The organism is Pseudomonas sp. JY-Q, assembly GCF_001655295.1.
Taxonomy (GTDB): domain Bacteria; phylum Pseudomonadota; class Gammaproteobacteria; order Pseudomonadales; family Pseudomonadaceae; genus Aquipseudomonas; species Aquipseudomonas alloputida.
On the sequence record NZ_CP011525.1, the window covers coordinates 3928450 to 3952335 of the forward strand.

At 57.1% G+C, this 23886-nt stretch carries 22 protein-coding genes; 17 read left to right on the forward strand and 5 right to left on the reverse strand.

Annotated elements, in window-relative coordinates:
* The first annotated feature begins 79 nt into the window (after window positions 1-79).
* The 7 genes from purU (at window position 80) to AA098_RS17915 (ending at window position 7747) form a co-directional block, all read left to right on the forward strand.
* Entirely contained in the window at window positions 80-946 is an 867-nt protein-coding gene (gene purU / locus AA098_RS17885) for a formyltetrahydrofolate deformylase (RefSeq protein ID WP_054888896.1), read from the forward strand.
* Complete coding sequence (gene folD, locus AA098_RS17890; protein ID WP_054888895.1) at window positions 943-1848, forward strand: bifunctional methylenetetrahydrofolate dehydrogenase/methenyltetrahydrofolate cyclohydrolase FolD; 906 nt, start codon at window positions 943-945, stop codon at window positions 1846-1848. Before purU ends, folD begins: the two co-directional genes overlap by 4 nt.
* Window positions 1830-3071 carry an FAD-dependent oxidoreductase gene (locus tag AA098_RS17895; RefSeq protein WP_003251155.1) on the forward strand — a complete coding sequence of 414 codons (1242 nt, stop codon included), beginning with the start codon at window positions 1830-1832 and terminating at the stop codon, window positions 3069-3071. Before folD ends, AA098_RS17895 begins: the two co-directional genes overlap by 19 nt.
* Before the next feature lie 10 nt (window positions 3072-3081).
* Complete coding sequence (locus AA098_RS17900; RefSeq protein ID WP_003251157.1) at window positions 3082-3381, forward strand: sarcosine oxidase subunit delta; 300 nt, start codon at window positions 3082-3084, stop codon at window positions 3379-3381.
* The gene (locus AA098_RS17905) at window positions 3378-6275 is read left to right on the forward strand and encodes a 2Fe-2S iron-sulfur cluster-binding protein (RefSeq protein WP_064614852.1); all 2898 of its coding nucleotides are present in this window, start codon (window positions 3378-3380) and stop codon (window positions 6273-6275) included. Before AA098_RS17900 ends, AA098_RS17905 begins: the two co-directional genes overlap by 4 nt.
* A gap of 1 nt (window position 6276) precedes the next feature.
* The gene (locus AA098_RS17910) at window positions 6277-6858 is read left to right on the forward strand and encodes a sarcosine oxidase subunit gamma (RefSeq protein WP_004577292.1); all 582 of its coding nucleotides are present in this window, start codon (window positions 6277-6279) and stop codon (window positions 6856-6858) included.
* Window positions 6859-6967: 109 nt separating this feature from the next.
* Window positions 6968-7747, forward strand: coding sequence for an IclR family transcriptional regulator (locus AA098_RS17915; RefSeq protein ID WP_064615240.1), 780 nt, complete (start codon window positions 6968-6970; stop codon window positions 7745-7747).
* A 476-nt stretch (window positions 7748-8223) separates the two neighbouring features.
* On the opposite strand, the gene AA098_RS17925 is transcribed toward AA098_RS17915, so the two are convergent.
* Window positions 8224-8700, reverse strand: coding sequence for an Lrp/AsnC family transcriptional regulator (locus AA098_RS17925; protein ID WP_004576140.1), 477 nt, complete (start codon window positions 8698-8700; stop codon window positions 8224-8226).
* Between the two features lie 137 nt (window positions 8701-8837).
* On the reverse strand, window positions 8838-9722 hold the full coding sequence (locus AA098_RS17930; RefSeq protein ID WP_082916911.1) for a LysR family transcriptional regulator: 885 nt from the start codon (window positions 9720-9722) through the stop codon (window positions 8838-8840).
* Window positions 9723-9823: 101 nt separating this feature from the next.
* Here AA098_RS17930 and AA098_RS17935 point away from each other — a divergent pair, with 101 nt between their 5' ends.
* Window positions 9824-10738, forward strand: a complete 915-nt coding sequence (locus AA098_RS17935; RefSeq protein ID WP_064614853.1) for an SDR family NAD(P)-dependent oxidoreductase — start codon at window positions 9824-9826, stop codon at window positions 10736-10738.
* A gap of 429 nt (window positions 10739-11167) precedes the next feature.
* Entirely contained in the window at window positions 11168-12202 is a 1035-nt protein-coding gene (locus AA098_RS17940) for a histone deacetylase family protein (protein WP_004576137.1), read from the forward strand.
* 47 nt (window positions 12203-12249) lie between these two features.
* Here the strand turns inward: AA098_RS17940 and ctlX are convergent, their stop codons facing one another.
* Window positions 12250-13188, reverse strand: coding sequence for a citrulline utilization hydrolase CtlX (ctlX, locus tag AA098_RS17945; RefSeq protein ID WP_050562523.1), 939 nt, complete (start codon window positions 13186-13188; stop codon window positions 12250-12252).
* Window positions 13189-13222: 34 nt separating this feature from the next.
* Entirely contained in the window at window positions 13223-14275 is a 1053-nt protein-coding gene (locus AA098_RS17950; RefSeq protein WP_004576135.1) for an ornithine cyclodeaminase, read from the reverse strand.
* Between the two features lie 181 nt (window positions 14276-14456).
* Between AA098_RS17950 and AA098_RS17955 the strand changes: the two genes are divergently transcribed.
* From AA098_RS17955 to AA098_RS17965, 3 genes are all read left to right on the forward strand, one after another.
* Complete coding sequence (locus AA098_RS17955; protein ID WP_004576134.1) at window positions 14457-14879, forward strand: Lrp/AsnC family transcriptional regulator; 423 nt, start codon at window positions 14457-14459, stop codon at window positions 14877-14879.
* A 372-nt stretch (window positions 14880-15251) separates the two neighbouring features.
* Window positions 15252-16667: an amino acid permease gene (locus AA098_RS17960; protein WP_064614854.1), complete on the forward strand. Its 1416-nt coding sequence runs from the start codon at window positions 15252-15254 to the stop codon at window positions 16665-16667.
* 10 nt (window positions 16668-16677) lie between these two features.
* Window positions 16678-16914, forward strand: a complete 237-nt coding sequence (locus AA098_RS17965; protein ID WP_004576132.1) for a hypothetical protein — start codon at window positions 16678-16680, stop codon at window positions 16912-16914.
* Between the two features lie 82 nt (window positions 16915-16996).
* Here the strand turns inward: AA098_RS17965 and AA098_RS17970 are convergent, their stop codons facing one another.
* Window positions 16997-17974 carry a LysR family transcriptional regulator gene (locus AA098_RS17970; RefSeq protein WP_004576131.1) on the reverse strand — a complete coding sequence of 326 codons (978 nt, stop codon included), beginning with the start codon at window positions 17972-17974 and terminating at the stop codon, window positions 16997-16999.
* 154 nt (window positions 17975-18128) lie between these two features.
* On the opposite strand from AA098_RS17970, the gene AA098_RS17975 reads away from it, so the two are divergent.
* From AA098_RS17975 to AA098_RS17995, 5 genes are all read left to right on the forward strand, one after another.
* Window positions 18129-19424 (forward strand): MFS transporter, encoded by a 1296-nt coding sequence (locus AA098_RS17975; protein WP_004576130.1) that lies wholly within the window; start codon window positions 18129-18131, stop codon window positions 19422-19424.
* Window positions 19425-19437: 13 nt separating this feature from the next.
* Window positions 19438-20193, forward strand: a complete 756-nt coding sequence (locus AA098_RS17980; RefSeq protein ID WP_004576129.1) for a class II aldolase/adducin family protein — start codon at window positions 19438-19440, stop codon at window positions 20191-20193.
* Entirely contained in the window at window positions 20190-21119 is a 930-nt protein-coding gene (locus AA098_RS17985; protein WP_004576128.1) for a glyoxylate/hydroxypyruvate reductase A, read from the forward strand. Before AA098_RS17980 ends, AA098_RS17985 begins: the two co-directional genes overlap by 4 nt.
* 27 nt (window positions 21120-21146) lie before the next feature.
* The gene (locus AA098_RS17990; RefSeq protein ID WP_004576127.1) at window positions 21147-22373 is read left to right on the forward strand and encodes a Zn-dependent hydrolase; all 1227 of its coding nucleotides are present in this window, start codon (window positions 21147-21149) and stop codon (window positions 22371-22373) included.
* 138 nt (window positions 22374-22511) lie between these two features.
* Window positions 22512-23837 carry an MFS transporter gene (locus tag AA098_RS17995; RefSeq protein WP_004576126.1) on the forward strand — a complete coding sequence of 442 codons (1326 nt, stop codon included), beginning with the start codon at window positions 22512-22514 and terminating at the stop codon, window positions 23835-23837.
* The last annotated feature ends 49 nt before the right edge of the window (window positions 23838-23886 follow it).

Below are 23886 nucleotides of genomic sequence, written 5' to 3' on the forward strand. Positions count from 1 at the left end.
TATTTATTCACGGGCGAATCTGCATTTCACCGATGAATCACTTGCCGGAAATCACGCCGCGCACCTCTGAGGACTGACCATGCAACATGAAAAAAACCATTTCATTCTCAAAATCAGCTGTCCTGCGACTTCCGGCATCGTTGCAGCAGTGACCTCCTACCTCGCAGGCAACGCTTGCTACATCGGTGAGATGGCGCAGTTCGACGATGAGTTGAGCGGCAAATTTTTCATGCGGGCGGTGTTTCGTTTCAACGATGGCCACGAAGGCGACATCGCTCAGCTGAAAGCCGGCTTCGAAGAGGTCGCTCAAGCTTTCGGCATGCAGTGGGAGCTTTACGATACTCACCAGCCGATGCGCGTACTGCTGATGGTCAGCAAATTCGACCACTGCCTCACCGACCTGCTCTATCGCTACCACAAGGGCGAAATGGACATGACCATCACGGCCATCGTGTCCAACCACCTTGATCTACGTCCTATGGCCGAGCGCGAAGGCATTCGTTTTATCTACTTGCCGGTGACCAAGGAGACCAAAGCTCAGCAGGAAGCAGCGCTGATGAAGGTTGTGGATGAGACCGGGACTGACCTCGTCGTCCTCGCCCGCTACATGCAGATCCTTTCTGATGATCTCTGCAAGCAGATATCGGGCCGTGCGATCAATATTCATCACTCATTCCTGCCCGGGTTCAAGGGCGCCAAGCCTTATCACCAGGCCTATGCGCGCGGCGTGAAACTGATTGGGGCGACGGCTCACTACGTCACCAGCGATCTGGACGAGGGCCCGATCATCGAGCAGGAAGTCCAGCGCGTCGATCATGCCTATCTGCCAGACGACCTGGTTGCCATCGGACGCGACACTGAAACCGTGGCGCTTTCCAAAGCGGTCAAATATCACCTGGAGCATCGGGTATTCCTCAACGAAGACAGAACGGTGATCTTCCGATGAGTACTTCCAAACTGATTGACGGCAAAGCGGCATCAGCCCGTGTGCTGAAGCAGGTTCGAGACGAGGTCGCCCGACTGAGCGCCGACGGCGTCTTCCCTGCGCTCGCTGTAATACTCGTCGGGCAAGATCCTGCCAGCCAGGTCTATGTGCGCAACAAGATCCTCCGTGCAGAAGAAGCGGGAATCAAATCGCTCGAGTACCGCCTGAGTGCGGAAACCTCGCAGGGTGAACTGCTCCAGCTGATCGCAGACTTGAATGCAGACAACGCCGTGAACGGCATTCTGCTGCAGCTCCCATTGCCTGAGCACATCGAGGAAGCGCGTGCGTTACAGGCCATTGCCCCGGGCAAAGACGTCGATGGGTTTCACAGTGAAAATGTCGGCGGCTTAAGCCAGGGTCGCGATGTGCTGACGCCGTGCACCCCCAGCGGCTGCATGCAACTGCTTGAAGAGGCTTGCGGCGACCTGAGCGGCAAGCACGCCGTTGTCATCGGGCGATCCAACATCGTCGGCAAACCCATGGCCGCTCTGCTGCTGCGGGCGCATTGCTCGGTCACTGTGGTGCATTCGCGCAGCGTCGATGCCAAGGCCCTGTGCCGGCAGGCAGACATTGTCGTTGCCGCCGTCGGACGACCACGGATGATCGATGCAAGTTGGCTCAAGCCAGGAGCGGTAGTCATCGACGTCGGCATTAATCGCATTGAAGAGGATGGCCGCAGCAAGCTTGTTGGGGATGTCGACTTCAACAGCGCCCTGCCCCAAGTTTCAGCTATCACACCAGTTCCTGGTGGTGTTGGGCCGATGACCATTGCCTTTCTGATGAAGAACACCGTTACCGCTGCGGTTCAGCAGGCCCATGCACAACGCGTTTCCTCGGAGGCCGCATGCCTTTCAATCTCCTGAAATACGGGCTCAGCTCTGAATACCCGGTCGAAGTGGATTTGCCTGCTCCCAAGGCGCTCAAACCTTCCTACGATGTGGTAATCATCGGCGGCGGTGGCCATGGCCTGGCAACCGCCTACTACCTGTCCAAGTACCACGGCATCACCAATATCGCGGTGCTGGAGAAGGGGTATCTGGGCGGCGGCAACACGGCGCGCAACACAGCGGTCATCCGCTCCAATTACCTCACCAGCGAGGGGGTGCGCTTTTACGCCGAGTCAGTACGGATGTTTGAAGGGCTGTCCAATGAATTCGACTTCAACATCATGTATTCCCATCGTGGCCAACTGACGCTCGCCCACACCGACGCCACCGTGCGCTCGTTCCGTCAGCGTGCAGAGGTCAACAAACACTTCGGCGGGCGCACCGAAATGCTTGACCGTCAGCAGATTCGTGAGCTCGTGCCGACACTCAACCTCGACCCTGGGCATCTCCCGGTGATCGCAGGTCTCTGGCACATAGACGGCGCAACTGCCCGGCATGACGCAGTGGCTTGGGGTTACGCCAAACAGGCGGCTAAGCGTGGCGTGGAAATCCATCAGCTCACTGAAGTCCAAGAGTTGGTGATCGAGAACGGCACCATCAAGGCGGTGAAAACCAATCGCGGCACCATCCAGTGCGGCTGCGCGGTGCAGGCAGTGGCGGGCATGAGTTCGCAGTTGATGAAGAAAGCGGGTATCCGCTCGCCGATCCAGACCTTCCCTCTGCAAGCCATGGTGACCCAGCCGTTCAAGCCGTTCCTCGACCCGTTGGTGAGCTCCTCTGCCCTGCACTGCTACGTGCAACAGACCAGCCGTGGCGAAGTGGTGTTTGGCGGTGGCTCGGATCCGTACCCGCTGTTCAACACCCGCTCAACTTTGGATCTGAAAGAAAGCCTGCTGGCACACGCGATCGAGATGTTCCCGTTCTTGGCCAATGCCAAGCTGATGCGTCAGTGGGCCGGGATCACCGACATGACTCCGGATTACAGCCCGATCATGGGGTTGTCCCCGGTGAAGAACTATTACCTGGATGCCGGCTGGGGCACGTGGGGCTTCAAGGCTACGCCCATTTGCGGCAAGACCATGGCCGAACTCGTCGCCAGCGGGGGCAAGGTACCTGAACTGATCAAGCCGTTCGGCCTCGAGCGTTTCTCAACCTTCCAGCAAGTCAACGAGATGGGCGCGACAGCGGCCAGCCACTGAGGAGCAAGACATGAAAGTGATGAATTGCCCACTCAACGGGCCGCGCAACATCAGTGAGTTCACCTATGGCGGTGAGTTCAAGCAGATGCCCGATCCGCAGACGTGTACCGATGCCGAATGGGCCGACTACGTGTTCAACAGCGATGACACGTTGGGCGTGGTTTGCGAGTGGTGGATGCACAACCCCTCCAGCTATTGGTTCCTGGCCGAACGCCACACTGGCAGCGATGAAATTCTGCGCACCTTCGATCCCAAAGAGCTGTTCACCACCCGTGTTGAATTCACGACTGCCAAGGAGACCGCGCAATGAGCCGCCTACCCGCTCCCATGGGCTTGTTGATCGACCGCAATCAGCCTCTTCATTTCAGCTTTGATGGCAAAGCGTATCAAGGGTTTGCAGGTGACAGCATCGCAAGTGCCCTGCTCGCCAATGGTCGCTTCCTGCTCTCCCGCTCGTTCAAGTATCACCGCCCGCGCGGCCCGCTGACCATGGCAGGTCAAGACGCCAATACCCTGGTACAGCTGCCGAGCGAGCCCAACGTCCTGGCGGACACTCACCTGCTGGAAAGTGGTGCGCAGGTGACCGGGCAAAACTTCAACGGCTCTCTGGACAACGACAAAGACGCCTATCTTGGCAAGTTCTCCAAATTCATGCCGGTTGGTTTCTACTACCGCTCTTTCTACAAGCCTAAGGGTGCATGGAAACTATGGGAGCCCATCATTCGCAAAAAGGCCGGACTCGGCGTCTTGGATCTCAAATTCCAGCCCGAGTACTACGACAAGGCCTACCTGTTCGCTGACCTCGCGGTTGTCGGCGCTGGCCCTGCTGGACTGCAGGCGGCACTGACTGCGGCCAATGCAGGCGCACAGGTGTTGTTGATTGAGCAACAACCCATTCTGGGCGGCTCACTGACCTATGCCCGTTTCGATGTCGAAAACAATCGTGCTGATAGCCTACGCCGCGAGCTGATCAACGCTGTTGAAGGCCACGCCAACATTCAAGTGCTGAAGAAAGCTACGTGCAATGCATGGTTCACCGATAACTATCTGCCGGTGATTCAGGGTAAACGCATGTACAAGGTGCGCGCCACCCAATGCCTGATCGCCAGCGGCTCGTTTGATCAGCCAGTGATTTTCCGCAACAACGATTTGCCTGGGGTGATGCTTAGCAGCGCAGCCCAACGCCTGATGAAACTCTACGCCGTAAAGCCTGGCAAACGCGCAGTGGTACTCACGGGGAACGACGACGGTTACTACGCAGCGCTCGATCTGCACGAGCAAGGTGTTCAGGTTGCAGCGCTGGTGGACATGCGTACCAATCCCGCTGATCGCGCGTTGCTGATCGCGCTGGAAAAGCGCGGAATCCCCTGTCATCTGAACAGCACGGTGTTTGAAGCGCTGCATGAAAAAGGCATGCGCCATGTCAGCGGCGTCGACATCCGAAAAATCACCGGCCTCGGCCAGGTCGCGAATAGCAGCTTGCACCTGGATTGCGATTTGCTCTGCATGTCCGGCGGCTACATGCCGGTCTATCAATTGCTGTGCCAAGCCGGCGGCAAGCTGTCTTATGACGATCAACTGGCTGAGTTCACCCTTAGCGGCCTGCCGAAGAATCTCAGCGTTGCAGGTTCCGCCCATGGTTTCCACGCACTGGACAACGTGCTCGCTGATGCCACTCGCACAGCCACCGAAATCATTACAGCGCTAGGCCTGGTCATCAACGTCAAGCCCCTGCCGCTGCGCCCAGAAGCGCAAGTCAATTTTCCATGGCCGATTTTCCCGCACCCCAAAGGCAAGGACTTTGTCGACTTCGACGAAGATTTGCAGGTGCGCGATATCATTAACGCCACGAAGATCGGCTATCGAGATGTGCAACTGGTCAAGCGCTACTCCACCGTGGGCATGGGGCCTTCTCAAGGGCGCCACTCAGCCCTGCCAACAGCTCGACTGGTGGCAGCGTCCACTCAGCGCAGCGTCAGCGAAACAGGCGTAACCACAGCGCGCCCTCCCTTTGAGGCGGAGAAGCTGGCCCATGTCGCGGGGCGAGCGTTTGATCCGTACCGCCAGACACCCATGCACCGCCGTCATCTGGAAGCCGGCGCAAAAATGATGCCTGCCGGTATCTGGCAGCGCCCTGCCTATTACGGCAAACCGAGCGAGCGGGATAAATGCATGCAGGCCGAGGCGCTGCACGTGCGCCGGAAGGTCGGCATCATCGACGTTTCGACGCTGGGCGGTCTGGACGTGCGCGGCCCTGACGCTGCCGAACTTCTCAACCGCATGTACACCTTCGCATTTCTCAAGCAGCCCGTGGGTCGCTCACGCTACGCGCTGATGACCAACGAACATGGCGTGGTGATCGACGATGGCGTCTGCGCGCGCTTTGCCGAAAACCACTTCTACGTCACTGCCACCACCAGCGGCGTGGATCGAATCTATCAGCAGATGCTCAAGTGGAACGCGCAATGGCGCCTGAACGTCGACATCGCTAACGTCACTGCCGCGATCTCGGCAGTCAACGTAGCGGGGCCCGACTCACGCAAGGTGCTGGAGAAAGTGTGCTCGGATCTTGATCTGTCCGCTGAAGGATTCCCATACCTGGGCGTTCGCCTGGGCACCGTGGCCGGGATCAAGGCACGTCTCCTGCGCGTAGGCTTCGTAGGGGAATTGGGTTACGAAATCCACGTACCTGCACGTTATGCGTTGAAGCTTTGGGATGCACTGATAGAGGCCGGCAAGGAATTCGACATTCGCCCGTTTGGTGTCGAGACCCAGCGCCTGCTGCGCCTGGAAAAAGGCCATGTGATCATCAGCCAGGACACCGACGGCATGACCCATCCTGGCGAAATCGAAATGGGGTGGGCGGTCAGCCGTAACAAGCCGTTCTTTGTCGGTCGTCGCTCCGTCGACATCCTTGAAGCGCAGCCACAGAAACGCAAGCTGGTGGGCTTCACGCTGCCCAAGACCAGCCCGCAACCGCTCGAGGGCCATCTGGTTCTCAAGGGGCCGGACATCAGCGGTAATGTGACGTCCTGTGAGTATTCGCAAAGCCTTGATCAGATCATCGGCCTGGCCTACGCCGCCTTTGATCAGAGCACTCCGGGGCAGCAGATTCCGATCCGAGTTGAAGATGGTGTGGTCGTCCAGGCAACCGTCGTAAAGCTCCCCTTCTTCGATCCAGACAACCAGCGCCAGGAGCTTTGACATGTCCAATCTCAATGACATCGGGCCGGGCCCACTTCAGCAATGTGCGGTGGTCGACCTGACGGGGCTTCCAAGGGTTGGTTTTCGCGGCGCTCAGAGTGGCGAATACCTGCAGTCCCGCGGCTTCAGCCTTCCTGATAAGCCAAACCAGGCCATTACCCAACCGGACGGTAGCCACGTGGCGCGTCTGTCGCAGACAGAGTATTTGCTCCTGGGCAGCCTGCGAGACAGAGGTGAGCGCATCGCCGATGAAGAAGCTCGCTGGGAGATGGATCATTTGGCCAACTACCTTTTGCCTCGCGAAGACAGCCATGCGTGGATGCAGCTGAGCGGCGCTCACGCGGCTGAAGTCATGGCCAAACTGTGTGGGGTTGATCTACGCAGCGCTGCATTTGCGCATGGCGCCGTTGCACAAACATCGGCTGCAAGGATCAACGTGATCGTCATCAACATCAGTGCTGAATCGCACCCGATCTTTCACATCCTGTGTGATCGCGCTTCGCTCGAGTATTTCAAGGGCGCACTAATGGATGCGATGGCCGAGTTTGATGGACGAGCCCTACAGATCGACGCGCTGTATTAAGTGATACAGATCATGCTGTGCTGACTACGCGCTGAAGCAGACCATGTCCACTGCGGTCGTGGCCGGCACACATGATATCGCTTCCCAGATCCCGGATGAGCAACGAACGATGATCGACGCCCCCGTTAAGGATGCCGAATACAGCGTACCTGCCCTAGCCCGAGGGCTCGCGGTGCTTGGCCTGTTCAACGCTCGAACGCGTAGTCTGAGCATGCAGGAGATCGCCGAGCGATTGAACGTCAGCACCTCGGCGCTGTACCGGATAGTGTTCACGTTGACCGATATGGGTTACTTGAACAAACACAACAGTCAATACGAGCTCGGAGCCCGAGTCATTAGCGATGGCTTCAGTTACCTCGCCAGCCGCGACATTGTCGATGTCGCCATGCCTCACCTGAATCAATTGCGAGATCGCACTTCTCTCTCCTGCCATTTGGCCGTGCGGGAGAATACGGAAAGCCTGTATGTCTACCGAGCGTTTGCGGCTCAGCGGCTGTCCGTCAACATTCCGGTTGGCACCCGCATCGCATGCCACTGCACGGCGATTGGCCGCATGCTACTCACCGGCCTTGACCAGGTAGAACTTGCCGCACTTTACCAACACATCCGTTTAGACGATTACCCAGCCCCTGCCCCACGGACTCAGCTCGAGCTGCAAGATATGATCGAGGGTGACAGAGCGCGAGGATGGGTGCTGCATCGTTCGGATTACTCCACTGCGATTGCGATGGCTATCAAAGACCACAGGGGAGAAGTGACGGCTGCAATCAATCTGTCAGGCCCGGATGCCGTGATGGATCCCGAGGGTGCTACGGGGAAGTTTGAGGCGCTGCTACGGGAGTGCAGCACAAAGATTAGCGCCGACCTTGGATACGTTGAAGATCGATGACTGGAATGACACCTCCTGCAGATCACAGTCGGTCACCCTATAGCGTGTTTGCATCAGAACAGTCTGCGTAGAAATCCCTCAGGTCGACACTTTGCTTGTCTTACACGAAACAGGAGCTAAGGAATGCCCAAGCTTCCAGCCGCCGACGCCAGTGACGTTGAATGGGACGACTTCACAGACATCTCCAGCTGGCGAGCAGCTTCCGTCCTGCCAAGCGTTTCAGCCAGCGCAACGGCCTGAATCTTGAACTCATCGGTGTAATTGCGGCGAGTGGTTGGGTACATGACAACCTCCAAGATAGCGATGTAAGTATCGCTTCTTGGCGTCCGTTGTCACGGGGCAGGCCCATCAAGCCCAAGCGCCTTCTCCTCGATATTTCGAAAGGAACTTGGTGTTCCGCCCTGCGTGTTCCAAATGCCATGAGCCGAATACGCTGACGCTAAGGAATGGTGCTGGCCGGCGAGATCACCGGTTACTCAAATGTCAGGTATGGGAAGCCGGTGGCTGTCCTTGATTTCCTTCAGCGCCAAGCTGGAATGGATGGCCGAGATGCCTGGCTGTGCGCGCAGAACACGCTCAACAAACTCCCCATAAGCCTCAAGGTCGGCTGCGACGATCTGCAGGATGTAGTCCGCGTTACCGGTGACCTTATGACACGACAGGACATAGGGGTTGCCACGCATAACGGCCTCAAAATCATCAGCCGACTGATCCGTGTGCATCTGGAAGCTGATCTGAACGAACGCCGTCAGGTTGAGGCCGATAGCCTTCCTGTCGATAGTCGCTTCATACCCCGTGATGACGCCTTCATCCTCTAGACGCTTTCGCCTACGCCAGGTCGGCGTGGTGCTCAACGCCAGCTTTTCTCCCACAGCAATACTGGACATAGCGCCGTCAGCCTGCAGCAGCCTGAGCATGGAGCGATCAACGTTGTCTAGGATAATCCGACTCATATTCCACGCACATTTAGCAGAAGCTTTCTAGTAAATGACCTTATTGCGCCAACAAAATGCAGTCAACTACAAGTCCAAGAGTTGGCATTGACCGCAAACGGCAGCATAGGAGCCCTGACGGTATTGCGGGAAACAGCCTATGATCCGCCATGCGACGCCAAGCGTGCGCGTAAGAACTCCAAGAATGTCTGGGTTTTGGCTGGCAGCAAACGGGTCTCGGTCAGGGCGTAAACCATCATTGGCTGGCCAGTCCACTCCGTGAGAATGGGGCAGAGTCTACCGGCATCAACGTCATCCGCAACGATCTCATGGGGCATCAGCATAATCCCCTGATCGAGCATCGCTAACCGCTTAATCATCCCAACACTGTTCACCACGAACCGAGCTTGCGCAGTGATCGAAACGGTTTCCTGGCCGCGCTTCACTGCCCATATCCCACCTTTGGTGATGTTCAGGCACTGATGGCCATTGAGCTCATCCGGGGTCGAGGGTTCACCGTACTTCTCCAGATAACCAGGCGAGGCGTACAAGGACGGCGTCAATGACGTTAGAGGTCGCGCTATGAGGTGAGAATCGGGTGATTCGCCCATCCGTATTGCCACGTCAAAGGGTTCGCTGACCAGGTTTACTCTTCTCGGCGTCAGGTCGAAATCGAAGGTGAGTTTGGGATGCAGAGCAGCAAATTCGGCGAACAGTGGTGCCAGATAAGTCACCGCGAAATCCACCGGTAGCGACACCCTCAACACACCACTCGGCTCGGTCAGCATGTCGCCCAACTGCTCATGGGCCAGGCGTGCCTCGTCCACGATACGCCGGCAGCGCTCGTAGTAGATTTGCCCTGCCTCGGTCAGCTCGATGCGCCGGGTAGTTCGGTGCAGAAGCCTCAGGCCAATCGTCTTCTCCAGCTGAGAGATACGCCGAGAGACAGTGGAGTTCGGGATGCCCAGGCTTTCACCCGCATTGCGGAAGTCTTTCACTTTGACCACTTCCACGAAGAGGGCCATGTCATTGAGGTACTCCACACGATTGCTCCATCAGCGGATCAATATTATCCAGAATACCGTATTTATCCCATTTAACGTAAGCGAGATCATGGTGCCCATAACCTTCTGAGTACCTCACCATGAAAGTGGATAAATCCTTCAATTGGAATGTCGCCAACTTCGGCCAGCTCCCAGCCGAGAATATGCGTATTGCCGTGATCGGCGGAACTGGTGGCTTGGGACGTGCCTTGAGCCACTCTCTGGCTAAGCAAGGTGCCAGCGTCACAGTCGTAGGTCGTACCTTCCGCGACCAAAGCCTTCCAGGCATTCGCTTCGTCCAGGGAGACCTCAGCCTGATGAGCGAGGCCGTACGAGTAGTGGATGAATTGCAGGTCGAGCAACTCGATGCCTTGGTGTTTACGACCGGTATCTTCGCCGCATCTCAGCGCCAGGAAACGACTGAAGGGCTTGAAGAGGATATGGCTGTGAGCTACCTGAGCCGGCTGACTATTCTCCGCCTGGCCGCACCACGGCTTGGCACTGAGCGCCAGTCCAAAGCCTTCAAGCCTCGGGTATTCATCATGGGTTACCCAGGCAGTGGGCAAACTGGCACCGATCTGGACGACCTCAACGCTGAGCGTCAGTACAAGTCGTTCGCCGTCCACATGAACACTGTCGCAGGCAACGAAATGCTGGTGGTGGACGCGGCGAAACGCTACCCACACCTGAGCGTGTTTGGCCTCAATCCAGGCCTGGTGAAAACCAACATTCGAGATAACTTCTTGGGCAAGGGATCGCTGAAATCCAAGATTGCCGAAACACTGATTGGCTTCTTCACCCCAACTGCTGAGCAGTACGCAGCGCGCATCTCTCCATTGTTGCTTGCCCGAGCGCTCGAGACGCACACCGGCACATTGTTCAATCGCAAGGGACAAGCCATCCACCCTTCGGCAGGCCTAACGCCAAGTCACGTTTCCAAGTTCCTGAAGGGCTCGGAAGCCCTGGTGGCTCGCACTGGTGTGCAGCTTCCCACAGAAACCTCCACTGCCGCATAACGAAGAGGAAAGCTCATGAACTGTGTTTTCGAATCCTATCGGCTGGGTCAGTACACCCTGAAGAACCGCCTGTTAATGGAACCTATGACACATAGTCGCGCTAAGCCAGACGGTACTCCGACTTCGTGGAGCGCGTTCGCACGGGCGCACCGTTGAACGATCCTGATCGCATGACCTTCTTCGGGAGTGACGGGAAAGGCTATATCGATTATCCGACGCTCAAAGAGCTCTGATTTCTACCCTTTCTGTCGCGGCGCAAGTGGGTGGTATAACGCCACCCCTTACCCGCGAAAAGTTCTTTCTCACGTATGGCAAAATTTTAAAAAGAAAATTCAACCATCACGTCCCTGTCATGGCCTAAAGCAAAGCATTTCCTACCCGCAACAGCGAACATTTTCTGTAACGTTCACGCTGACGGGAAGACCTTTCGTGCTCACGATATTTAGCTCCAATCATCGCCTCCACCACGGCTCCGAACTCAAAGACGGATCACTCAAGCCCTCCTTCGAAAACCCGCAACGCGCCGATACGGTTCTCGCTCGTGTGAAGAGTGTAGGGTTGGGGGATGTCATCGCTGAGCAGCGATATGACCGATCCAACTATGTGCGGGCGCACAGCGAGCGGTATGTGACGTTCCTCGAGAATGCCTGGCAAGAGTGGGCGGCAACAGGGAAGACGCACGACGCACTTCCCCTGGTATGGCCGGTTCGAGACCTGGCCATTGACCAAGAACCGAGCTTCATTGATGGCAAGCTTGGCTTCTACGCCATGGATGCCGGTTCGCCGATCACCTCAGGTACGTGGGAAGCCGTGCGCAGCAGCGCGGATGTCGCCCTGACCGGCATCGAGCGGGTCATTGATGGCGAGAGAGGTGCTTTCGCTCTGTGCCGACCGCCAGGGCACCATGCGGCTCGTGAGTACATGGGCGGGTACTGCTATCTCAACAACGCGGCAATCGCTGCTGAGCGCTGCCTCAGCCGGGGTGCAAAACGAGTGGCCATCCTGGACGTCGACTTCCACCACGGTAACGGCACGCAGAACATCTTCTACGACCGCAGCGATGTGTTCTTCGCCTCAATCCACGGCGACCCGTCCGTGTCCTATCCGTACTTTTCAGGCTTTGCTGATGAGAAAGGGGTGGGTAACGGTGAGGGCTTCAATGCCAATTATCCACTGCCTCGTGGCACGCTTTGGGACACCTTCAGCGTGGCCTTGGCAGATGCTCTCAAACGCGTCCAGGCCCACCAACCTGAGTGCCTGGTCATCTCCTTGGGTGTGGATACCTTCGAGCATGATCCGATCAGTCATTTCCGCCTGACCAGCACCAACTTCATCCAGATGGGCGAGGCCATCGCAAAGGCCGGGATTCCAACGCTGTTTGTGATGGAAGGTGGCTACATGGTTGATGAGATCGGCATCAACGCGGTCAACACGCTACAGGGATACGACAGCCACGCTCGCTAACGGCCAAAAAAATCCCCACCTTGCTGGGTGGGGATCTTGTTACTGCGTTACGTGCGAGGAGACAGGTGAATCCCAGCGATCATGCACCGTACCGAGCCACCTGCCATTTCGATAGTGGGTACATCCAACGGCACCAGTCTGGCGGTACGCTCAATGCGAGCGCGCTGATCTTGCGTCAGGCTGTTGAAGGCCCGACGAGACAGCGCCAGAATCCGGCCATCGCGGCCCGACAGTTCGATGGCATTACCAGCAAACTCCGCGATCTGCTTGTTGCTCAAATCGATGACTTCTCGACCGGACTCCACCAGCCGCATGCGAACCTCTTCAGCACGGGCCTTGTTCGTGAAAGTGCCAAAACCCACCAGTGCGAATTCAGTGGCTACGCACATCAGAACGTTGGTGTGATAAATCGGGGCCCCCTTCTCGTCTGCAGTGTCGAAGACCATAGGCTCGAAGTTGAAGTGGGTGCTAAACCGCTCCAGCGCAATCGGGTCGGCACGGTTGGAACGGGCGGTGTAGGCCACACGAGACATGTGATCAAACACCATCGCCCCGGTGCCTTCCAGGAAAAGCTCATCCTGCTCGAGGCCAGAGTAGTCGATCACATCCTGTACCCGGTATTCCTGCTTGAGCATCTCAATCACGTCAGTACGCCTTTCCCGTCGACGGTTCGGCGAGTACATGGAGTAGATTGCAATGTGACCGCCCGGATGCGTAGAGAACCAGTTGTTCGGGAACACTGAATCAGGGGTGTCGTTGTCGCCGAAGTCATCAAACACATGGACACGAACTCCCTCCGCCTCCAAGCGACCCACAGCCTGGGTGACCTCATCTCGAGCAATCTCGGAGACAGTGTGCGCTGCAATGTCAGGGCTTGAGCTTTGGAACGAGTTGTCAGCAGCGGTTTCCGGATTAGGGGTGAAGGCGTGCGGCCTGACCATCACCACTGCTGCAGGTGCTTGAATCGAACGAGTAGGAAGTGCCATTCAGTAATACCGATTTGGGATGCTGATCTTAGAATTATGCAACGCGTCGAATGCGTTTTTTGGCGGAGCGGCCACGCGTGTGGCTGAACAGGTCTTTCGGATCATCTTCAACCCACGGGACGAGATCGATCTTGGTGCCGACACCACGTTTCTCGGCCTTCTCCAGGACGTAACGCAGCACCGAGTAGTCTTCCAAGGCAAAACCAACCGAGTCAAAGACGGTAACCTGCTCATCGCTCTGACGGCCTTCCTGCTCGCCGGTCAGGACACGCCACAGATCAACTACCGGAGAGTCGGCTTCGAGTTGTTGGATGTCACCTTCGATACGAGTTTGCGGCTCGTACTCAACGAAGACCCTTGCCTTGCGCAGCACGTCGGCATGCAGTTCGGTCTTACCTGGGCAGTCGCCACCGACAGCATTCAGGTGCATGCCAGGCTCCAGCATTTCCGGAGTGATGATCGTGGCATACGCTTTATCGGCGGTGACGGTAGTCACGATGTCAGCACCGCGTACTGCCTCAGCAACGCTTTGGGCACGGGTGATTTTGAGGTCGGTGTATTCCTGCAGGTTTCGAACGAGCTTGGCGGTCGCCTGAGGGTCGACGTCGTACGCGACGATTTCCTGGATGCCCAGGTGCTTGTGGAACGCAAGGGCCTGGAACTCACTCTGGGCGCCGTTACCGATGAGAGCCATTTTGCGCGAATTTGGACGAGCCAACGCTTTGGCGGCCATCAGAGATGTTGCCGCAGTACGCAGAGCTGTCGCGATGGTCAGCTCAGAAAGAAGCACCGGATACCCCGTTTGGACATCGGCCAGCACGCCAAAGGCCATCACGGTGTGAAGATCCTTGAAGGTGTTGGAGGGATGACCATTAACATACTTGAACGCATATTGGCTCGTATCAGCCACAGGCATAAGTTCGATCACACCGACCTCGGAGTGACTGGCCACTCGGGCAGACTTATCAAACTCAGGCCAGCGTTTGAAATCATCACGGATGACGGCCGCGAGCTCACCCAGGAAATCCACTACACCGATATCGCTAACCAGATCGGACATTGTAGGGACATCAATGAAATGCGTCATGTTATGCACCTTGAAAGTGCGCGCGCCTCAAGCCAGTGCATGGGCGAACGCTAATTGTGAATTTTCGACCTCCGAAATTCTGATGAAATATTGGTGCAAATTGAAGTGTACAGGTTGCCATATTTCGCAAGGTTCTAGACAATCTGCTCACACTTCAAAGCAATGTGGATGGTCGGAGCTCATGGATAACACTGATCGGCAACTCATCGCGCTTCTGCGGGACAACGCTCGTACCCCTGTGATGACGCTAGCTAAGAAATTGAAGGTGGCCCGCGCCACGGTTCAAAACCGACTCGCCAGGCTGGAAGAGCAAGGCATCATCATGGGCTATACCATCCGCCTCCAGTCCGATGAGATAGACCGAGGGGTCAGAGCCATCACCAGCATCAGCATCAGCGGCCACCACGCCGCAGAGGTCAAACACGCGCTACGCGGGCATCCCAACGTGTTTGCCATACATACAACCAACGGTCGCTGGGATCTGATGGCGGAGCTGAGAGCCGATACGCTGGAGGCCTTTGACAAAGCTTTGAATACCATCCGCTCGATCCAGCACATCGAGAACACCGAGACCAGCATCCTTCTATCGAGCATCAAGATGTAGTCAATGCGCCCTGTTTTGCACCATGTCAGTGCAAACCGGCATTTTGCTCTGATTTGTGAGCAATCTGATAACTATTAGCTGATGGTATACCAATCTGTAGCGTTCCGATTGGCAACTATGACTGGCAGAATGGCGCTTCTGAACCGCCGCTGCGGGATCTCACAGGGGAATGAGCACCTAGTTTTTGACTACTTCTAATTACTTAACCAGCTTGATGAAGGAACTCAGCTGAGTTTATTTCTTCATCGCCTGCGTATGTACTGCCCCACCCTCCGCTATGAGGGGCTCAACGTCTATAGCCCACTTAGCACTGCACCTTCTAATCAGAGGGCGGGTAGCGGTTGCTCACAGAAAAAGAATAAGAGGTTATATATGCATCAGACGTGCAACTCAAAAGAAGCGAATAGCGGTGATGGCCGAGAACTCAAGCGTCGACTGCAAAATCGACATATTCAGCTGATTGCCATCAGTGGTGCTATTGGGACAGGCCTCTTTATGGGGTCGGGAAAAATGATAGCCCTGTCTGGATCTTCGATCCTACTTGTCTATGCGATCATCGGTTTCTTTGTTTTCTGCATCATGCGGGCGATGGGTGAGATGCTCCTCGCCAACCTGGAAATGGGCTCGTTTGCAGAGCTCGTCCACCACCATATGGGCCCCCGTGCCGGGTTCATCCTCGCCTGGTCGTACTGGCTAAGCTGGGTTGTCGTTGCCGTAGGCGACGTTGTGGTAGTCGCAGGCTTTCTGCAGTACTGGTTCCCCGACCTTCCTACGTGGATACCAGCCTTCGGAACCATGTTCCTGCTCGTAGCGCTCAACATGCTGGCAGTGAAAGCCTTTGGTGAGGTCGAGTTCTGGTTCGGGCTTATCAAGATCATTGCAATCGTCGCGCTGGTAATGACCGGCCTCTTCATGATTGCTACCTCCTACACCTCTCCCGATGGTGTCACTGCGACGTTCAGCCACCTGGTTGAACCAGGGGTGATGATGCCGCATGGGGTGCTCGGCTTCCTCGCGGGCTTCCAGATCGCCATCTTCTCTTTCGTGGGGACTGAGCTGATTGGCACCGCAGCTGCTGAAGCTCACAATCCCGAAAAGACGTTGCCCAAAGCGATCAACACCATCCCTGTGCGGATCCTGCTGTTTTACGTGGCCGCTCTCGCATGCATCATCAGTGTGATTTCCTGGTCTCATGTGCCAGCAAACCGTAGCCCCTTTGTGGAGCTCTTCCTTTTGGGAGGCTTGCCTGCTGCTGCTGGGATGATCAACTTTGTAGTCATGACCTCAGCTGCATCCTCAGCAAATAGCGGCGTTTACTCTGGCTCACGCATGCTTTACGGCCTGTCTCACAACAAACAGGCACCACATGCCTTCGGACGCTTGTCCGGCTCGGGCACTCCAATCCGGGCACTGATGTTCTCAGGTCTGTGCATGACTATCGCGCTGACGCTGCTGTTCGTCATTCCAGATGTCATGGGTGTTTTCACCTTGGTCTCGACAATCTCGGCGGTCATGGTGGTTGTAACCTGGTCGTTGATCCTGCTCTCTTACCTGGCTTACCGACGGACAAACCCAGAAGCTCACCAACGCTCAACCTTCAAGCTGCCTGGTGGTAAGTTCACAGCGGTGCTGTCTCTGGTCTTCCTCCTGTTCGTACTCTGCCTGCTCTCCCTGGAGGCTGATACTCGGACGGCCCTTTACATCATGCCGTTCTGGTACATCGGACTGCTGCTGGCCTATCAACGAAGCGCCAAAACGCAAGGCCATGTGGCTGTGACTGCATCGTAAGGAGGCGCTCGTGAGCTCGACAACGACAGGCATCAAACTCGACGCGCCGACCAAGGAGCGTATCAAGGAGGCCGCTGGCCTCCTGGATCGCACTCCTCACTGGTTTATGAAGAAGGCGGTGCTCTATTGGCTGGAGAGAGTCGAGTCCGGTGCCGGCGTTGCGGACATGCTGAGCGAGACCGACTTAGACAACGATGATCGATTGAACAGCGTCCTGAGCCGACGGCAATTGCTAAACGTCGACTAACTGAAAGATGACGACCGCAGCCAAACACTGCGGTCGTTTCATTTGGGCTGAAAAGCAGCCGTAATTGCGAAACGTGTTGGGTTCAAACCAGCGATGCCTGAGCGAGGCAGTGCTGGAAGCTTTCCAGGAACACTGTCTCCGCCATGGTCATCCTCTGCTCCCTGTTCCAGAGCAAGTGCAAATCCGCGTTGACGATGCCTTCGGCTGGAGGCAAACGCCATAGCAACCCCTTCTCAACATCCTCATGGAGGAGGTGCTCAGGCATGCAGCCTACTCCGAAACCTGCGCAGACAAGCCGCTGAACCTCTTCAACGCTAGGAGAGGAAGCAACAATGCGCCCGGTGAACCCATGCTGATCACGGAACATCGCAAGCGGCGACAGGTTACCCCCCAACTGATCACTGACGAAACTCACGAAATTCTCTCCACGTAGCGCCTCGAGGGTCACATCGCTGCGCCCGAATAAACGATGTCGCACACCACAGAAGAACGCATAACGCTGGCTGATCAGCAAGCGCTGCTCCAGCTTGGGCTGTGGAATTCGACACAAGCCAACGCCAGCTGTGGCCGTTTTCTGCAGCAGAGAGCTGATGATGTCAGCACTGCGCATGACATCGATTTCCAGCTCCACACGTGGATGCGCCTCATGGAAATCACCGAGGAAGTCATCGTAAACCTGTGACTGAACTCGGCTGACGCTCAGCAACCTCACCTTGCCAGCTACGCCGTCACTCTCTTGCTCGACCGCTGCGCTGATACGCGATACATCGCCATAAATATCGATGGCAATACGCAGCACCTCTTCTCCCGCAGCAGTCAGATCGAAACGCGGCCCACCCCTGATAATCAGAGCGCAACCGAGCTGTTCCTCCAGTCGTCGGAGCGCTTGGCTGACCGCCGACTGGGTCACATGCAATCTCGCTGCGGCCCTGCTGATACTGCCCTCTTGGCCAATGGCGAGGTAAGTGCGCAGCAGGTTCCAGTCCAGGCGATCGTTGAGGAATCGTCGTCCCTCCCATTTGTTGATCAATGCGTCAGATCTAGAGCTTGACGGGTTCATTTGAGTACTCATTAGTAGCGCTGCTAATACGACGGATAAGAATTAGCAAATTGACTAATCATAGCCCCAAGGCGATAAAACCCGAAAGCGCCAAAGAGCGCGACCGGCTTAGCCAAACCTGCCCACCTGCCTATAACTCTAAGAAGGGCCTTGCATGCACACGTCCAACCAACCGCGTCGAGCGGCGGCTGCCGCATTTGTCGGCACCACCATCGAGTTCTACGATTTCTACATCTACGCCACGGCGGCTGCGCTTGTGCTCGGTCAGGTGTTCTTCCCCAGCAACAATCCGTTGCTTAGCACCCTGGCGGCATTCGGCACCTTCGCCGTCGGATTCATCGCCCGACCAATGGCAGGCATGGTGTTTGGCCATCTGGGCGATCGCCTGGGTCGTAAAAAAATGCTGCTGGTCACCATGGTTCTCATGGGCCTGGCCACCACAGGCATCGGCCTGCTACCCAGCTACGCCAGTGCTGGCATCTGGGCCCCCATCGGTCTGATTGCCCTGCGAATTGTCCAGGGGATCTCCGTCGGCGGTGAGTGGGGTGGTGCTGTGCTGATGGCAAGTGAGCATGCTCCGGCCAAACGCAAAGTCTTCTACGCCTCATTTGCTCAGTTAGGCAGCCCTGCTGGCCTGTTGCTCGCACTGATCGCATTCCGCCTGGTGTCTTCTTTGGAACCTGAAGAGTTCCTAAGCTGGGGTTGGCGCCTTCCGTTCTTGGCCAGTGGGGTGCTGATGCTAGTTGGCCTGGCAATCCGATTTGGCGTGGAAGAGAGCCCTGAGTTCCAAGCTGCCAAAGCCAAGAAAGAGGTCGTCAAATACCCGGTGCTAGAAGTGGTGCGCGACTGCTGGAGACAGATCCTGTTCGCGGCCCTCGCGGTGACCATCGGCTCCGCCGGTTTCTTCTTCACCAACACCTTCATGATCACCTACGTCACCACCTACCAGGGTATCCCCAGGGCTACCATCCTCGACTGTCTGTTCCTGGTGACCATTCTCCAGTTCCTGACCCAGCCATTGGCGGCGCTTCTTGCGGAGCGCATTGGCGAGGGCCGCTTCCTCAAGTTGGCAGCCCTGCTGTGCATGGCCGTGCCCTACCCCATGTTCATGCTGGTAGGCACGCAGAATCTGGTTCTGATGACAGCAGGAATCGCCCTGGCGGTGGTAACCCTTTCGGCGCTCTATGCGGTAATCGCTGGCTACATGACACAGGCGTTCCCCGCTCACCTGCGCTACTCCGGGATTTCTCTGGCCTACCAGTTGATATGCGCCATCGCCGGGGGCAGCACGCCGATCATCGGCACCCTGCTGGCTGACCGCTTCGCCGGTCAGTGGCTGCCACTTGCAGTGTTCTTCACGGCGCTTTCCACACTTTCCCTGATCGGCGTCTGTGGCCTCTCTCGCCTGCGTGGTGAGCAGCAGGAATCCACCCCCGCCATCGCACGTTAAACCAGGAGTATCCATGAGCAAGCCGCACAACATCAGCGATGCCGAATGGCAAGCACGCTGCGAACTGGCCGCGCTGTACCGAATGGTGGCGCACTTCCGCATGACCGACTTGATCGATACCCACATCACCCTGCGTATCCCAGGGCCAGAGCATCACTTCCTGATCAACCAATACGGGGTGATCTTCGATCGAATGCGCGCAAGTGACTTGGTGCGTATCGACCAGCACGGCAACGTTGTTGATGAGGCATTTGGTGATCGACGGGTGAATGCCGCTGGCTTCGTGATCCACTCTGCAATTCACATGGCCCGCCCTGACATGCAATGCGTGATCCATACCCACACATCTGCAGGCATCGCAGTGTCAGCTCAGGAGCAGGGGCTGTTGCCGATCAGCCAACATGCATTGAAGTTCTATGGCAAGTTGGCCTATCACCAATACGAAGGCATCGCTCTCTCGCTGGACGAACGCGAACGCCTGATCGCCGACCTCGGCACGCACAAAGCGATGATCCTCCGTAACCACGGTCTGCTGGCCGGCGGTGCCAGTGTTGCCGAGGCCTTCCATGAGATTCACTTCCTGGAGCGCGCCTGCCAAGCACAAGTTCATGCGTTGTCCGGCGGCAGCAAGCTGGTCTACCCAAGTGAAGAAGTCTGCCGTCATACCGCAGCACAATTCCAACGCGACGAGTCAGCGCAGATCATCAGCCTCAGCTGGGACGCAGCACTCACCCTGATCGAACACCAACGTGAGTCGTACTGCTCATGAGTCCGCTGGTTTTGCTATCAACTGACAACGCGCTTTTGAGCCAACTGCAGTCGGCCTTCGCCCGTAGCGCTCCCCAACTGCGTGTCGTATTGGCCAATGATCCTGCGGCTCAGGAAGCCCAAGTAGCCGCCTGCTGGTTCCCTCCCGTAGGCAGCCTCAGTGCATTACCCAACCTGAAGCTGATCCACTCGGTGGCCGCCGGTGTTGATCACCTGGCCAACGATCCGAGCCAACCCGCCCTACCCGTGTGTCGTGTGGTTGACCCCGCTCACCGGCAAGGCATGGCGGAGTATGTCCGCTGGGCAGTCATTCATTACCACCGAGATTTTGACCGGGCATTGGCCCAACAGCATCAACATGTGTGGTTGCGGCACCCACAGCGACCCGCGGCCGAGTATCAGATCGGTGTCATGGGCTTGGGCTCTCTAGGAGGGACGATCGCTACCGAGCTGGCAGATGCAGGCTATGCCGTTAGAGGCTGGTCAAGAAGTGCGAGACAGCTTGATGGTGTTCGTACCTATGCAGGTCCATCAAAGTTCGATGAGTTCCTGCAAGGCCTCGACCTGTTGATCAATCTGTTGCCATTGACCGATGTCACTCGCGGCATCCTCTGCCAAGACACCTTCGAAGCCTTGGCTCCTAACGCAGCGATCATCAATTGCGGGCGCGGCCAACATGTACAAATCGATGACCTGATCAGGGCAGTCGACAGTGGACGGCTTCGTGGCGCCCTGCTCGATGTTTTCGAGAAGGAGCCTCTGCCTTTGGACAGCCGTCTGTGGAGCACTCCAGGAATCATCGTCACACCCCACATGGCCTCTTGTGCCTCTCATGACTGCATCGCCCAGCAGGTGGCCGAAAACGCCCGCCGCCTGGCATGCGCCGAACCGCTGCTGAACCGGGTAGACCCCGCGCTCGGATACTGACCCACCGTCTGTTTGAGGACTCACATCATGCATACATGCAATGGCACACGGCTGTGGGACAGCCTTATGGATATGGCCAAGGTCGGCCCTACAGCCAAAGGCGGTAACTGCCGCTTGGCACTTTCGAAAGAAGACCGCGAAGGGCGCGAGCTCTTTGCAGGATGGTGCCGAGAAGCCGGCATGAGCATTCATGTCGATGCCATCGGAAACCTATTCGCTCGCCTGCCCGGTCGCAATGACACACTGCCACCCGTGGTCATGGGTAGCCATTTGGATACCCAGCCCAAAGGGGGTCGCTTCGACGGCATCTATGGAGTTCTCGCCGGCCTAGAAGTAGTTCGCAGCCTCCAGGACAAAGGCATCCAGCTCGAGCGCCCACTGGAAGTTGCAGTGTGGACGAATGAGGAAGGCGCCCGCTTCACCCCTGCCATGCTCGGCTCGGCGGTGTTCACAGGTGAGCTGCCACTCGAAAAAGCACTGGCCAGTTGTGATGCTGACGGCATCAGTGTGGCCGAAGCGCTTGAACAAACTGGGTACGCTGGGGATCTGCCACTGGGCCGTGAGTTCGACGCTTACTTCGAAGCACACATCGAACAGGGCCCAATCCTGGAGGATGCAGGCCTTCCCGTTGGACTGGTAACTGGCGGCCAGGCGATCTGCTGGCTGGACATCGAAGTCCGTGGCCAAGCCGCTCATGCTGGCACCACTCCAATGCCTCTTCGACATGACGCGCTGTTTGGCGTTGGCGAAATGATCACTGCACTGGAACAACTGTCTCGCGACTTTGCCCCCAAAGGCCTCGTCACAGTTGGTCAACTGCAGATCGCTCGCTCCTCGCGGAACACCATCCCTGGCCACGTGGCGTTTACCCTTGATCTTCGCCACCACGAAGATGCCGCCATCGCTGACATGGAGGCCAACGCGCGTGCACTCATCGACCAGGTCGCCACCAAGCGTGGCTTGGAAGTTCAGATCAACCGCCACTGGCTGAGCCCGGCCACGCCTTTCAACCCGGCCTGCATCGATGCAGTACGCAAAGCCATCGAAGGCCTGGGCTATCCGTACCAGCCAATCGTCAGCGGCGCCGGCCATGACGCAATTCATCTCGCCCGCCACTGCCCGACCACCATGGTGTTCATCCCCTGCGTCGGCGGCCTGAGCCATAACGAAGCTGAAGACGCCTTGCCCAACGACGTGACCATGGGTTGCGACGTACTGCTCAACGCCGTGCTGACCCGCGCCGACAGACGCTGACTAGCCAGATATACCCAGGCGCCCAGCCAATTCAAGAAAGCTGGGGCCACGGGCACGCTTTGCCAAAAAACAAGAAATAGCCGCTTCGCTTTCAGCTGCCAAAAACAACGAGAACCCATCTTTCGGGAGAAAATGGCAATGACCAGTCCTGCGTACACCGAGGTTGCCAGCGCGCAACCACAACGCACCGCCGACATGAAAAAAGTCGCGGTCGCCAGTGTGATCGGAACCACCGTTGAGTGGTATGACTTGTTCCTTTTCGCCACGGCTTCAGCCTTGGTATTCAACAAAATCTTCTTCCCAGGGTTTGACCCCCTGGTCGGCACCCTCCTCGCTTTCGGCACGTTTGCTTCAGCCTACGGTGCACGCATGATCGGCGCCGCGCTATTCGGACACTTCGGTGACCGCCTGGGCCGTAAATCGATGCTGCTCATCTCGCTGCTGACCATGGGTGCGGCCACCTTCGCAATCGGCCTGTTGCCGAGTTATGAGTCGGTGGGCATCTGGGCGCCGATCATGTTGCTGACACTGCGCATCATCCAGGGCCTGGCCTTGGGTGGGGAATGGGGCGGCGCTGTACTGATGGCCGTGGAGCATGCTCCCAAACATCAGCGTGGACTGTACGGCTCGTGGGTTCAGATCGGCGTACCGGCGGGGACGATGCTGGCCAACCTTGTGTTCCTGATGTTCGCCACAACGCTGACCAACGAACAGCTGCTGGATTGGGGATGGCGTGTCCCATTCCTGCTCAGTGTTCTGCTGATCGGACTGGGCTTGTACATCCGTTTGAACATTCATGAAACGCCTTCGTTCAAAGCCGTAGAGAACAAAGGCACCCAGGTCAAAGTGCCGCTCTTCGAGGTGTTCCGCAAATACTGGAAACAGGTTGTCCTGGGTGGTGTGGCCACCATGTCCACTGGCACCTCCTACAACCTGATCGTAGCCTTTGGTCTCACCTACGGCACCCAGACCTTGGGCTTCACGCGTGGCGAAATGCTCACGGTAGTATTGGTTTCCTGCGCTGCCTGCATCGCCATGCTGCCGTTCTTCGGCGCCCTGTCCGACAAGGTTGGTCGTAAACCCATCATCATCGGCGGGATCATCGCAGAAGCGCTCGTCGCATTCCCGATGTTCTGGCTGATGGATTCCAAAGTGCTAGGCCTGGCATTTGCCGGCTACATGCTGATGATGACGGCGTTCGCGGCCAACTACGGCCCTATCGCCACATTCCTCGCCGAGTTGTTCGGCACTCGAGTGCGTTACTCGGGCCTGTCGATCAGCTACATGCTTTCCGGCCTCCTCGGAAGCGCTGCAACGCCTCTGGTGACCACCGCATTGCTTTCGTGGACTGGCAAAGGCTCATCGATTGCCTGGTACATGATCGGCTCAGCAGTTGTCTCTCTGGTTGCGCTGCTGCTACTCACCGAAACCTTCAAACGGGATATCGACCAAGCACGGCAGTAATTCCGTGCTGTCCCCCTTGAGCTTTCTCTCGCCCAACAGGCGAGTGTTT